The sequence below is a fragment of the Streptomyces sp. NPDC039430 genome (genome assembly GCF_055639435.1).
Window position 1 is genome coordinate 145,173 of sequence record NZ_JBVKAK010000002.1, and the last position, 12,823, is coordinate 157,995.

General features: G+C 72.0%; 12 protein-coding genes. 7 read left to right on the top strand and 5 right to left on the bottom strand.

Annotated features, from left to right (window positions below; genetic code table 11):
• Positions 1-38: 38 nt before the first annotated feature.
• On the top strand, positions 39-1,901 hold the full coding sequence (locus tag ACZ7LS_RS05640; protein WP_385131822.1) for a GMC oxidoreductase: 1,863 nt from the start codon (positions 39-41) through the stop codon (positions 1,899-1,901).
• 410 nt (positions 1,902-2,311) lie between these two features.
• Here the strand turns inward: ACZ7LS_RS05640 and ACZ7LS_RS05645 are convergent, their stop codons facing one another.
• Positions 2,312-2,614, bottom strand: a complete 303-nt coding sequence (locus tag ACZ7LS_RS05645) for a chorismate mutase (protein ID WP_382668328.1) — start codon at positions 2,612-2,614, stop codon at positions 2,312-2,314.
• A gap of 334 nt (positions 2,615-2,948) precedes the next feature.
• Here ACZ7LS_RS05645 and guaA point away from each other — a divergent pair, with 334 nt between their 5' ends.
• From guaA to ACZ7LS_RS05660, 3 genes are all read left to right on the top strand, one after another.
• Complete coding sequence (gene guaA / locus ACZ7LS_RS05650) at positions 2,949-4,535, top strand: glutamine-hydrolyzing GMP synthase (protein ID WP_382520489.1); 1,587 nt, start codon at positions 2,949-2,951, stop codon at positions 4,533-4,535.
• Positions 4,536-4,687: 152 nt separating this feature from the next.
• Positions 4,688-5,953, top strand: coding sequence for a hypothetical protein (locus ACZ7LS_RS05655; RefSeq protein WP_382520491.1), 1,266 nt, complete (start codon positions 4,688-4,690; stop codon positions 5,951-5,953).
• A 236-nt stretch (positions 5,954-6,189) separates the two neighbouring features.
• Entirely contained in the window at positions 6,190-6,708 is a 519-nt protein-coding gene (locus ACZ7LS_RS05660) for a DoxX family protein (RefSeq protein WP_382873983.1), read from the top strand.
• Here the strand turns inward: ACZ7LS_RS05660 and ACZ7LS_RS05665 are convergent.
• Entirely contained in the window at positions 6,615-6,878 is a 264-nt protein-coding gene (locus ACZ7LS_RS05665) for a hypothetical protein (protein ID WP_382520495.1), read from the bottom strand. The two genes, ACZ7LS_RS05660 and ACZ7LS_RS05665, sit on opposite strands and share 94 nt — an antisense overlap.
• A complete protein-coding gene (locus tag ACZ7LS_RS05670; RefSeq protein ID WP_385131827.1) occupies positions 6,865-8,220 on the bottom strand; it encodes a PspC domain-containing protein in 1,356 nt (451 codons plus the stop codon). Before ACZ7LS_RS05670 ends, ACZ7LS_RS05665 begins: the two co-directional genes overlap by 14 nt.
• A 219-nt stretch (positions 8,221-8,439) precedes the next feature.
• Here ACZ7LS_RS05670 and ACZ7LS_RS05675 point away from each other — a divergent pair, with 219 nt between their 5' ends.
• Positions 8,440-9,735, top strand: coding sequence for a PspC domain-containing protein (locus tag ACZ7LS_RS05675; protein WP_382520499.1), 1,296 nt, complete (start codon positions 8,440-8,442; stop codon positions 9,733-9,735).
• Between the two features lie 87 nt (positions 9,736-9,822).
• The gene (locus ACZ7LS_RS05680) at positions 9,823-10,545 is read left to right on the top strand and encodes a LuxR C-terminal-related transcriptional regulator (protein WP_382520501.1); all 723 of its coding nucleotides are present in this window, start codon (positions 9,823-9,825) and stop codon (positions 10,543-10,545) included.
• Positions 10,546-10,657: 112 nt separating this feature from the next.
• On the opposite strand, the gene ACZ7LS_RS05685 is transcribed toward ACZ7LS_RS05680, so the two are convergent.
• Positions 10,658-11,035: a hypothetical protein gene (locus tag ACZ7LS_RS05685; protein WP_382520503.1), complete on the bottom strand. Its 378-nt coding sequence runs from the start codon at positions 11,033-11,035 to the stop codon at positions 10,658-10,660.
• Positions 11,036-11,178: 143 nt separating this feature from the next.
• Positions 11,179-12,219: a C40 family peptidase gene (locus ACZ7LS_RS05690; protein WP_382873992.1), complete on the bottom strand. Its 1,041-nt coding sequence runs from the start codon at positions 12,217-12,219 to the stop codon at positions 11,179-11,181.
• 248 nt (positions 12,220-12,467) lie between these two features.
• Between ACZ7LS_RS05690 and ACZ7LS_RS05695 the strand changes: the two genes are divergently transcribed.
• Positions 12,468-12,821, top strand: a complete 354-nt coding sequence (locus ACZ7LS_RS05695; RefSeq protein ID WP_385131831.1) for a hypothetical protein — start codon at positions 12,468-12,470, stop codon at positions 12,819-12,821.
• The last annotated feature ends 2 nt before the right edge of the window (positions 12,822-12,823 follow it).

Genomic DNA, 12,823 nt, shown 5'->3' on the forward strand with positions numbered 1-12,823 from the left:
CGCGGTGGTTCAGCACACGGTCTCAATGAGGAGAGCCAGTGGCACAGGACAGCCATGCCCAGGATCAGGACGCGGTGCGCGACGGCCGTGACGGACAGGACGACGATTCCGCGTACGACGATTCCGCGTACGACTACGACGTGATCGTCGTCGGCTCCGGCTTCGGCGGCTCGGTCTCCGCGCTGCGGCTGACCGAGAAGGGATACCGCGTCGGCGTCCTGGAGGCGGGCCGCCGCTTCACCCGCGACACCCTCCCCAAGAACTCCTGGGACCTCAAGAACTACCTGTGGGCCCCCGCGCTCGGGCTGTACGGCATCCAGCGCGTCCATCTCCTCGGCAATGTGATGGTGCTGGCGGGCGCCGGGGTCGGCGGCGGCTCCCTCAACTACGCCAACACGCTCTACGTACCGCCCGCCGCGTTCTTCGAGGACCCCCAGTGGGCGGCCATCACCGACTGGCAGCAGGAGCTGAAGCCCTACTACGACCAGGCGCGCCGCATGCTCGGCGTACGGCTCAACCCGACCATGACCCCCTCGGACGTCCATCTGAAGGCGGCGGCCGAGGCGATGGGCGCCGGTGACAGCTTCCATCTCGCGCCGGTCGGGGTCTTCTTCGGGGATGGCCAGGACGCGGACGGTACGGCGAAGACCCGGCCCGGGTCCGCCGTGGACGACCCGTACTTCGGCGGGGCGGGCCCCGCGCGCACCGCGTGCAGGCAGTGCGGCGAGTGCATGACGGGCTGCCGGCACGGCGCCAAGAACACCCTCAACGAGAACTACCTCCATCTGGCCGAACGCGCCGGGGCGGCCGTCCACCCGATGACCTCGGTGGTGGCGGTGACGGAGGACGGGGAGGGCGGCTTCCGGGTCACGACGGTGCCCACGCGGGTGCGCGGAAAGGGCCGCCAGAAGGGCCGGGTACGCGTTCTGCGCGCCCGCCGGGTCGTGATCGCCGCCGGTACGTACGGCACCCAGACCCTGCTGCACACCATGCGGGACCGCGGACTGCTGCCGCGCCTCTCGGCCCGGCTCGGCGAGCTGACCCGCAGCAACTCCGAGGCGCTGGTGGGCGCGCAGACCGACGACCGGCGCTACCGCGCGCGGCACGGCGCGCCGAAGGTGGACTTCACCCGGGGCGTCGCCATCACATCCTCGGTCCACCCGAACGACACCACCCATATCGAGCCGGTGCGCTACGGCAAGCGCTCGAACGCGATGGGCGTGCTGACGCTCCTTCAGGTGCCCTACAGCGAGCGGCGGGTACGGAGCTGGCTCGGGAACGCGGCCAGGCACCCGATGCTGGTGCTCCGTTCACTCTCCAACCACCGATGGTCGGAGCGGACCATCATCGGTCTCGTCATGCAGTCGCTGGACAACTCCCTGACGACCTACCGGAAACCGGGCGGCGTGGGAAAGGGGCTGCTCACCGCGCGCCAGGGACACGGCGCCCCCAACCCGAAGCAGATCCCCGAGGCGACCCGCGCCGCGACGCTGATCGCGCAGGAGATCAACGGCTTCGCGGGCAGCAACGTGGGCGAGCTGATGGGTACGCCGCTGACCGCGCACTTCCTGGGCGGCTGCGTCATCGGGGCCTCGGCGGAGGAGGGCGTGATCGACCCGTACCACCGGCTGTACGGATACCCCGGCATCTCCGTGGTCGACGGCTCCGCGGTCTCGGCGAACCTCGGGGTGAACCCGTCCCTGACGATCACGGCCCAGGCCGAACGCGCGATGTCGCTCTGGCCGAACAAGGGCGAGCCCGACCGCCGTCCCGAGCAGGGGGCCGCGTACGTCAGGCAGGCTCCGGTCGCGCCGGTGTCCCCGGCCGTGCCGGAGGAGGCGTTCGGGGCGCTGCGGCTGCCGTTCGTGGCGATGCCGGAGATCCCGCCGAAGAGGGCGTGAGAGCGACGCCGGCATGTGCCGTGCCGGTGGGAGCCGCGAAGGGAGGCCGGTCCCGGGCGTCCCCGGAACCGGCCTCCCATGGGTGACCGGGCTGCTGTCCCCTGCCGACCGGTCACGAACGCCGGGGCGAGGTCCCACGGCGCACCTGCGGTACGCCGCACGCCCCGGCGGAGCCACGCGTGGTGTTCCTCTGTTCTTCGTGCGCGCCCGCCCCTGGCTGGGCACGGACGCACGGTCCAACGAAGCCTCACGGGACCCGGTCACGCGCCGTACGGGTGAGAGCGGCACCCGAACTCAGATGCGGCCTGACCGGGACACGGCCTGATCCGCGACCGGGCCTGATCCGTGACGGTGTCCCGGGACACGGCGGGACCGGGACACGGCGGGACCCGCCCGGGACACCGCACGGCTCAGACGCGGCCCCGGCTCAGCTCCAGCAGAGTCATCGCCAGCGCCGTCCCCGGCTTGCCGAGGGCTTCCCGGTAGCGGCCGAGGATCTCCATCTCGCGGGAGAGATTGACCCGGCGGCCACCGGAGGTCATCCGCGCGTCCTGGATGACGGCCGAGACCGCCATCCGTTCCTGGACGAGACCGATGATCCGGTCGTCCAGCGCGTCGACGCGTTCGCGCGCGTCTCCGATGAGCGTGGCGGCCTCTTCGGTACGGGCACCGGTGTTCTCGGTACGGGCGCCGGTGTTCTCCGTGACAGTCATGCGGGGTTCCTTCTCGGGGGCTCGGGGGATGAACGGCCCCGGCGGCCACACGGCCCCGAACGCGACAGACGCCCCGGGCCTTGTCGGCCCGGGGCGCCTGGGAAGTCGCTTGTCAGCTCAAGCAGCACGACCATGGCAGCCGGACGGGCCGGTGCCATAGGTAAAGACGAAGGTCAGCTGCGTGCGCATACGGACAGTATGGACCCCGCCCACCCGCGCGGGGCAAAGCGGGTTCGGATGGTGAGACGAGCGGCCGTCCCCGGCCGGTGTCCGCCCGCCGTTAGAATTGGCACCGCGACATCCCACGTTCCATCACCGCCGGAAGGCCGCCCCCGTGCCAGCAGCACCCCCCGCCGCCGCTCCCGACGTCGTACTCGTCGTCGACTTCGGCGCGCAGTACGCCCAGCTCATCGCCCGCCGCGTCCGCGAGGCACGGGTCTACAGCGAGATCGTCCCGTCCTCGATGCCGGTGGCCGAGATGCTGGCCAAGAACCCCCGGGCGATCATCCTCTCCGGCGGCCCGTCCTCCGTGTACGCGGAGAGCGCCCCGAGCGTCGACCGCGCGCTCTTCGAGGCCGGCGTCCCCGTCTTCGGCATGTGTTACGGCTTCCAGCTGATGGCGACCGCGCTCGGCGGCACCGTCGACAACACGGGAGCGCGGGAGTACGGCCGTACCGAGCTGCGGGTCTCCAAGACCGGCTCCACGCTCTTCGAGGGCACCCCGGCCGAGCAGTCCGTCTGGATGTCGCACGGCGACGCCTGCTCCGCCGCGCCCGCCGGGTTCACCGTCACGGCCTCCACCGATGTCGTACCCGTCGCCGCGTTCGAGAACGACGAGAAGAAGCTGTACGGGGTGCAGCACCACCCCGAGGTCATGCACTCCACCTACGGCCAGCAGGTCCTGGAGCACTTCCTCTACCGCGGCGCCGGTATCGAGCCGACCTGGACCACCGCCAATGTGGTGGACGAGCAGGTCGCCCTCATCCGTGAGCAGGTCGGCACCAAGCGCGCGATCTGCGGGCTGTCGGGCGGGGTGGACTCGGCCGTCGCCGCCGCCCTCGTCCAGAAGGCCATCGGCTCCCAGCTGACCTGCGTGTATGTCGACCACGGGCTGATGCGCAAGGGCGAGACCGAGCAGGTCGAGAAGGACTTCGTCGCCGCCACCGGAGTGCAGCTCAGGGTCGTCGACGCGGAGGAGCGTTTCCTCACCGCGCTGGCCGGGGTCTCCGACCCCGAGCAGAAGCGGAAGATCATCGGCCGGGAGTTCATCCGGGTCTTCGAGCAGGCGCAGGCCGAGATCGTCGCCGAGGCGGGCGCGGAGGGCGAGGACGTCGCGTTCCTCGTCCAGGGCACGCTCTACCCGGACGTGGTCGAGTCCGGCGGCGGCACCGGCACCGCCAACATCAAGTCCCACCACAATGTCGGCGGGCTCCCCGACGACATCGAGTTCGAGCTCGTCGAGCCGCTGCGCAAGCTGTTCAAGGACGAGGTCAGGATGGTCGGCCAGGAGCTGGGGCTGCCGGACGAGATCGTCCAGCGCCAGCCCTTCCCCGGACCGGGCCTCGGTATCCGGATCGTCGGCGAGGTCACGCGCGAGCGGCTCGACCTGCTGCGCGACGCCGACGCGATCGCCCGCGAGGAGCTGACGGCGGCCGGGCTCGACCGGGACATCTGGCAGTGCCCGGTGGTCCTCCTCGCCGATGTGCGGTCCGTGGGTGTGCAGGGCGACGGACGGACGTACGGCCATCCGATCGTGCTCAGGCCCGTCTCGTCCGAGGACGCGATGACCGCCGACTGGACGCGGATGCCGTATGAGGTGCTGGCGCGGATCTCCACGCGGATCACCAACGAGGTCGCGGAGGTCAACCGCGTGGTCCTCGATGTGACGAGCAAGCCGCCGGGCACCATCGAGTGGGAATGACGGACAGCGTGCCCCCGCGGTCAACACCGTAACGCTGTTGTCACCCGTTCCGACCGCCTCTACGGCGCGCGGGTTGCCCTCCGTACGGCAGAATTTTCCTTGCGTTGCAAGGAAGTTCGGTGGGCGGGCGGGGCGGGAAGGCGGCGTTCGGCGTGGCGGTGCAAGAGGCGAGGCAGGGCGCGCACGGCGGAGGCTGTGCGTGCGGGGACTGTCCGCACGGAGCGCGGGAGGGGCACCGGCGAGCGGTGGCCGCGTTCCTGGTGAAACGGGACGAACTGGCCGCGGGACAGGGGCTGCCCGCCGCGGTGGCGTACTCGGCGGCGGCCTCCCGCCAGTGGGTCTCCGACGAACTCACCCAGTCGGCCAACGCGGTGGCCGACCGCGGCCGTGAGGCGGGCGACGCCTGGCTGTACGCCGTACGGCGGCGGACGCTGCTGGTGGTGTGGGGCGGGGTCGTGCTGCTCGCGCTGGTCCAGTCCGTGACCGCGATAGGGGCCGGCTGGACGCTCGCGCGTACGGCCGGACTGATCGCCGCGCTCGTCGTCGCCGGGCTGCTGACCGCCGCCGCCTGGCTGCACCGCGGCCGGGGCGGCCTGCTCGCGCCGCTGATCGGCGAGGACAACCGGCTGTCGACCTCGCGGACCGTCGCCTCCGCCTGGGTCCTGCTCGCCGTCTTCTCCGTGCTCGTCCTCGCCCTCCAGCTGGCGGGCGCCGCCGGGCCCGGCCGGCGCGACGAGCTGATCGCCGGCCTCGAACTGGCCCGGGGCGCGGGCCTGGTGACCGTACTGGCCGTGGTGTGCGCCATCGCCGTCGTCGTCCGCCGGGTGGTGGCCGTACGGGTCCTGGGCCAGCGGCTGCAGAAGGTACGGGCGGACCGGCCGCGGCTGGCCGATCTGCTCTGCGACGACGCGGGACGCGGCAGCTTCACGGATGTGCAGTACACGCTGGTGAGCGCCGTCGCCGTGGTCTTCTCGGCGGTCCGGCTGGCGCGCAGGCCCGAGCAACTGCCCGATCTGCCCTGGGCGCTGGCGCTGCTGGTCGCGGTCTCCGCCGCCACCTACTTCGCGGGCAAGTACGCGGAGGGCGGGCGGCCCGTCGTCCTGTCGGTGGTACGCGCCAGGGAGGCGGGCGATCTCGACGCCCCGATCCGTACCGGCGACGACATCGAGATCCGCGGGGCCGGATTCGTGCCGCCGGGCGCGGGCACCCCGGACCGGCTGGCCCGGATGGTCGTGAGGATCGGCGCGGTCCACGTCCATGTCCCGCTGGTGCCCGTCCCCGGCGGCTTCGCCAATCCGTCGGACACCTCGCTCACCGTGCCCGTACCGGTGGATGTGGAGCCGGGCCCCGTCGAGGTGCAGGTCGTGACGGCGGCCGGAATCGAGACCAACCGGGTGATCGTCGAGGTTCTGGATTAGACCTGTCATGCCGGGCGGGAGCCCGTTCAGCCGTGAGGTCAGGTGTGAGCGGTCGGGTCAGGTAGTGAACGTATCCGGCCGCTCACCGTTCAGAGCCTGTTGATGACTGTCCGATTCCGACAGGCTGTTGGCTGGTTCACTGAGTGCCGGCGTGTCCTGATGCGTATGCATGGACAAGGCACGCGGGGACACTCGCCCCCGCGGCAGCGGCGTGGGACAGGAGAGGCGGACCAGCGATGACGCATGGCTACCGGACGGACACCTATGGGCGGCTCGCTGACGAGCGGACGGGCCGGCGCGAGAACGCCGCGCGCTACGCGCTCCTGCCGCTGCGGATCTTCCTCGGCGTCACCTTCATCTACGCGGGGATCGACAAACTCACCCAGAGCGGCTTCTTCTCGGCGACCGGCACGGGGTCCGTCGGCGAGATGATGCGGGCGGTCCGTGACAGCTCGGCCATCCCCGCGCTGGTGGATCTGGCGCTCAAGAGCCCCTCGGGGTTCGGCTACGCCATCGCCCTCGGCGAACTCGCCGTGGGCCTGGGGACGCTGTTCGGGGTGCTCGCCCGGCTCGCCGCGTTCGGCGGCGCCCTGATCTCGCTGAGCCTGTGGCTGACGATCAGCTGGCAGAGCACCCCGTACTACTACGGCAACGACCTCGCCTATCTCATGGCCTGGCTGCCGCTCGTGCTGGCCGGTGCGCCGGTGTTCTCGCTGGACGCCGTCCTGGCCGGCCGGCGGCGGCGTACGCGGTAGTGCGTCCAGGCGACGACGGACGCCAGGAAGAGGCCGCAGAAGACCAGCGGGAAGGCCACGTACCACGGTGTGTGCCAGGTGCCCGTGCCGTCGCCCGCGTACAGGACGGCCGTGCCGAGCATCGTCAGCCCCACGAACAGCCGGCCCGGTCTGAAGTCATGACGCGGCATGGGTCACCTCCACCTGGCCGACGCCGACTTCGAGCCGCAGCTCCAGCGCCCCCGCCGGAGCGGATCCGGCGCGGGGCGACAGTGTGCGCTGCCGCGCCTGGTCCGCGGAGATGTTCACCTCGTTGGGCGGCTCCCCGGGGAAGCTGATGTCCCCGAGACCGGCCGTGGCACGCACCTTCACCGTCACTCCTTCCGGTACGACGACCTTGAGCTGCCCGGCGCCCACCTCGGCGGACGTACGGACCGTCTGCCCCTGGGGGACGGCGAGGCCGGTCAGATCGAGGGTGGCGATGCCGGACCCCAGCTCGTACCGGGGCTCCACGGACGCGACGGCGGCCGGGGTCCACTGCCGGCGGCCCCACTCCGTGGTGATGTCCTTGGGCACCGCCGCGCTCGCCGCGAGCAGCCCGGCCGTGACCATCGCCAGAAAGATCGTGCCCAGACCGGTCCGGCCCAGGAAGCTGCTGACCACCAGCCCCAGCCCGAGGACCGCGAGCGCGGCGGCCAGACCGATCTGAAGGCTCGTGCCGAACGGATGGCTGTCCCACGTCAGGCGCGTACCGAGCCCGCCCGCCAGCAGCGCGAGCAGGAATACGGTGCCGCTGATCCCGCGCGGGCCCCGGGGGCGTGGCGTCCGTATCCGCGGCGAGGGCATGCCGCCGCGCCGCTCCCGGCGCTCCTCGGCGGCCTCCGGCGGACCCCACAGATAGTCCGCCCCGGCCGGGCGGCCCGGAGTGCGGCCCGTGGCGCCGTCCTTGACGATCGGGTCACGCCACCACGAGGGGGCGCCGCCCGGCGTCGGCGGTGCCTGGGTCTCGGGGGGCGCCTCCGCCGTGGCGTGCGCCGTCGCGGAAGCGGCGGACACACCGGCGGACACGGTGACGCGGCGGCGCTGCGACCAGACGGCCGAGCCCACGACCGCTATCGACAGCATCGTGGCGAAGTAGAGCGTGCCGTCGTCGCCCAGCATGGACAGGACCAGTCCGCAGCCGACCAGCGCGAGCAGGACGGCGATCAGCGACGAGCCGTCGACCCGGCCCGACAGCAGTCTGCGGAGCTCGTTCTCGTCCTCGCCGTCCAGCGGGATCATCAGCCAGGCGAAGCCGTAGAAGATCAGTCCGATGCCGCCGGTGACCGTGAGCACCCCGATCACGATCCGGAAGATCACGGGATCGATGTCGCAGTACCGCCCGAGGCCGCCGCACACCCCGGCGACCACCTTCTGCCGGTGGCTTCGCCGCAGGTCCGGGGCCGGAGGGCGGGACGGCGCGGGGCCGGAGCCGGGGCCGGGGGCCGATGCCGGGGGAGGCGCGGCAGGCGGCGCGGAGGGCGGCTGGGTCATACGTCCATGGTGACGGCGCGCGGGCGCGGGCTCCAGCGGCGCCGACCCCGGTCTGTCCCTGATATTGACGCAGGCGGCGCCCCTAGGGCGTGTTGCGAAAGTCCCGCCTGCCCGGTCCGGGCGCTCTCAGGCGCCCCTCGGGTATCCCCAGGTCTCAGGGTCGCCTCAGGGGTCCGACCCTGATGTCCCCGTACGCCGCGCCATGTGACCATCAATGACATGCCAGCCCCCCCGCCACGCGCCGCGACCTCAGCCTCCCGCGCCCCTCTGCCCGAGGAACAGGCTCCGCGCAAGCTCTACCGCAGCGCGGACGGCCGGATGGTCGGCGGTGTCGCGCGCGGGCTGGCCGGGCATCTCGGGCTGCCGATCGTCTGGGTACGGCTGGTCTTCCTCGGTCTCCTCTTCGCCCAGGGCCTCGGCGCGCTGCTCTACGCCGTCTTCTGGATCGTCGTACCGCTCGGTGTCGGCGGTACGACGGCCGAACCGCGCACCCTCTTCGAGACCCGCCCCGACGGCCGGCGGCGGCTCCGCAAGCCCGACATGGGCCAGATCTTCGCGCTTGTCGCGCTGCTGATCGGCGCGTCCGTCTTCGTCGGCAACGTCAATCTGGGCGGCGGCGACGCCGACCGCTACATATGGCCCGCCCTGCTGATCGGCGCGGGCGTCGTCCTGGTCTGGCGGCAGGCGGACAACGCGCGCCGCGCCCGCTGGACCGAGGTCGGCAGACGCCCCCGGATCTTCCAGCTCGCCCGCGGTCTCGCGGGCGTCGCGCTGGTCGGCCTCGGCCTGACCGTCTTCATGGTGGTGCGCGGCGCGGCGGCCCAGTTCGGCAACATCCTGACCGGCGCGATCGCGGTCATGGCCGGTGTCGCCCTGCTCGCCGGACCCTGGCTCGTACGGATGACGCAGGACCTCTCCGAGGAACGGCTGATGCGTATCCGCGCGCAGGAACGGGCCGAGGTCGCCGCGCATGTCCATGACTCCGTGCTGCACACCCTCACGCTCATCCAGCGCAACGCCGACGACGGCGGCGAGGTCCGCAGGCTCGCCCGCGCCCAGGAGCGGGAGCTGCGTGCCTGGCTCTACAAACCCGAGGGCACGGGCAAGGACGAGGAGGACGAACCCACCACCCTCGCCGAGGCGGTGAAGCGCACGGCGGCGGAGGTCGAGGACTACCACGGGGTCCCGATCGAGGTCGTGGTCGTGGGCGACTGCCCGCTCGACGAGCGGCTGGCCGCGCAGATGCAGGCCGCGCGCGAGGCGATGGTCAACGCCGCCAAGTACGGTGGCGAGGGTGGCGCCGTACAGGTCTTCGCGGAGGTGGAGGGGCGTACGGTCTTCCTCTCCGTACGGGACCGGGGCCCCGGCTTCGACCCGGACGCGGTGCCGGCCGACCGGATGGGCGTACGGGAGTCGATCATCGGCCGGATGCAGCGCAACGGCGGCACGGCGCGGCTGCGTTCGGTGCCAGGCGGCGGCACGGAGGTCGAGCTGGAGATGGAACGGGCAGACTGAGTGCGGGTGCCGGGTCCCGGCCCGTGCGAGCGGTCCGCACCAGCGGTTTGTATCAGCGGCGAACGACTAGGGCGAGGGACAGAGACCATGAGCGAGGGCGCACAGGCCGGGGCCACCGGTGCGGAGAGCGGCGGCCCGGCGGGGGACGGCCGGCGCGTACGGGTCGTGCTCGTCGACGACCACCGGATGTTCCGTACCGGAGTGCAGGCCGAGATCGGCCGTACGGAGGAGACGGGCGTCGAGGTCGTCGGCGAGGCCGCCGATGTCGACCAGGCGGTCACCGTCATCACGGCGACCCGCCCCGAGGTCGTACTCCTCGACGTCCACCTTCCGGGCGGCGGTGGCGTGGAGGTGCTGCGCCGCTGCGCGCCGATGATGGGGGCGGTCGAGCATCCCGTGCGCTTCCTGGCGCTGTCGGTCTCGGACGCGGCCGAGGATGTGATCGGGGTCATCAGGGGCGGCGCCCGCGGTTATGTCACCAAGACGATCACCGGCACGGACCTGGTCGACTCGATCTTCCGGGTGCAGGAGGGCGACGCGGTCTTCTCGCCCCGGCTGGCCGGCTTCGTGCTGGACGCGTTCGCCTCGACGGACGCGCCGCCGGTGGACGAGGACCTGGACCGGCTGACGCAGCGCGAGCGCGAGGTGCTGCGGCTCATCGCGCGCGGGTACGCGTACAAGGAGATCGCCAAGCAGCTCTTCATCTCGGTGAAGACCGTGGAGTCCCATGTCTCGGCGGTGCTGAGGAAGCTCCAGCTCTCCAACCGGCACGAGCTGACGCGCTGGGCGACGGCGCGCAGGCTGGTCTGAGCCGCGCGCCGTCCGGTCCGGGACCGCGCGCGGCTGGTCCGAGCCTGCGGGCCGTCCGAGCCTGCGGGTCGTCCGGTCCGCGCGCCGTCCGGTCCGCGAGGGCCACGAGGTTCTACGAGCAGTGCCACTCGGTGACGTACGTCCGGTCCCGGTGCTCCATCACGCCGCGGATGCACTCGCCCGGCGCGGTGTCGAGCCTGCCGGTCTGTTCGGCGCGGCCGCGCCAGGTCTGCTGGGTGCCCAGCCAGCCGGGGAACGCGGTGATCCGGTCGTCCTTGCGCTGGTAGCCGAGGCGTACGGCGACACCGGGCCGGCCCTGGTACTGCTCGTAGCGCACGGTGAACGGTCCCGCGCCGCCCACCGGGCCCTCGATACAGAGCCGGCCGCCGGAGAGATCGCCGCATCCCCGTGGAGTGAGGCCGACCGGCGCCAGGACGAAAAGTGCGCCGACGGCGAGAACCGTTCCTCTGACGGCGTTGGCTCGTCTCACGGCTCCCCCTTCAGGGCAGACGGGATGCTGCGCCCATCGTGACCCGGGGAGGGGCAACCGGCACGCCGGTGTGGGCCGTTCGGCGACTCCGGAGTTGCGGGACTCCGAAGACGGGGCCCAGGTCCTGTCCGGCCGGACAGGACCTAGGCGGGCCTGCTGGCCCCGGCGAACGGCATCTGGTCGAGCGGCGCCAGCCGGACCGCCGAGCCCGGCCGGGGGGCGTGGATCATCTGCCCGCCGCCGACATAGATCCCCACATGGCTGACGCCGGAGAAGAAGAACACCAGGTCACCGGGGGCGAGATCGCCGCGTGAGACCCGCTGCCCGGTGTTGATCTGGGTGTAGCTGGTGCGGGGGAGGGAGACACCCGCGGCGCGCCAGGCGGCCTGGGTGAGCCCGGAGCAGTCGAAGGCACCGGGTCCGGTCGCGCCCCAGACGTACGGCTTGCCGAGCGCCCCGTAGGCGTAGGCGACGGCCGCGGCGGCACGGGCGTTCGGCGCCCGCACCGCGCCGGGCGCCGGGGACGCGGCGCCCCGCCGCTCCTGGCCGTCCTGCTGGTCGTACTGGGCGCGCTGTGGCGCGGTGAGGCGGTCGAGCAGCCGCTGGGCGGAGCCGATCTTCTCCTGGATGGCGGACTTGTGCCGGGCCAGCTCGGACTGGGTGGCCCTCAGCTCCGTGAGCCGGCCGTCGGCGCGGGCGCGCAGTTCGGCGATTCGGGCGAGTTCCTTGCGGATCGCGGTGATCCTGGCGGCCTGCCGGGAACCGGCCCGTTCGGCGAGCGAGGCCCCTTCCAGGTACTCCTCGGGCGAGGAGCTGAGCGCGAGCTGTACGGCGGGGTCGAGGCCGCCGGCCCGGTACTGCGCGGAGGCGATCGAACCGAGCGCGTTGCGCGCGTTGTTGAGCCGTTCCGTCCTGCGCGTGGCCTCGTCCCGCAGATGCGTGAGCGCGGTACGGGCCTTGTCCGCCTTCACCTTCGTCCCGTTGTACCGCTCGGTGGCGGTCTCGGCCTGCGCGTACAGCCCGTCGACCTTGGCCTTGACCTGGGCCGGGGTGAGCTGGGGCTCGGCGTGCGCGGGGCCGTCGAGGGCGGTGACGGTCGCGGCCCCGGCGAGTGCGAGGGTGGCGGCGGTTCGGCCGGCGGGGCCGGTGAGCGTGCGCTGTCTGGGCTTTCGGTGCGCTGCCACGGGGGTGGATCCTCTTCCCTAGTCGGTCACGGTGGGTCATGGCCGGTCGCCAGGAGAAGGACGCTAGGGCGCAAGGTCACAGTCCGGCCTCGGCATGGCCGGTATTGGCGAGAGGTGGCAGAACAGGGCCGGATTGTGACCGGCATGATCGCGGCCTCGGCACCCCTTTCCGTCCGGACCCGACCGATATCGGAACAGATCCCCACCTCGCCGCTCGGTGGTGATATGGCCCTCGATAGGGTCCGGGCATGGACGTACTCATCAATGTCTTCGTCGCGCTTCACATCATCGGCATAGCCTCGCTGCTCGGCGGCTTCCTCACGCAGATGAAGTCGATGAGCACGGGGACGGCCCGCTTCAACAAGGCGATGCTGCACGGCGCGCTGACGATGCTCATCACGGGCGTGGCGCTGGTGGGCCTCAACCAGGCCGACGATCAGACGGTGAACAACATCAAGGTCGGCATCAAGCTCGCGGTGCTGGTCGTGATCCTCGCCGTGGTGTACGTGAAGCGCGACGACGAGACCGCCCCGAAGCCGCTGTTCGGCGCGGTCGGCGGGCTGGCGATGGCCAACATCTTCATCGCCACGCTCTGGACCTGACA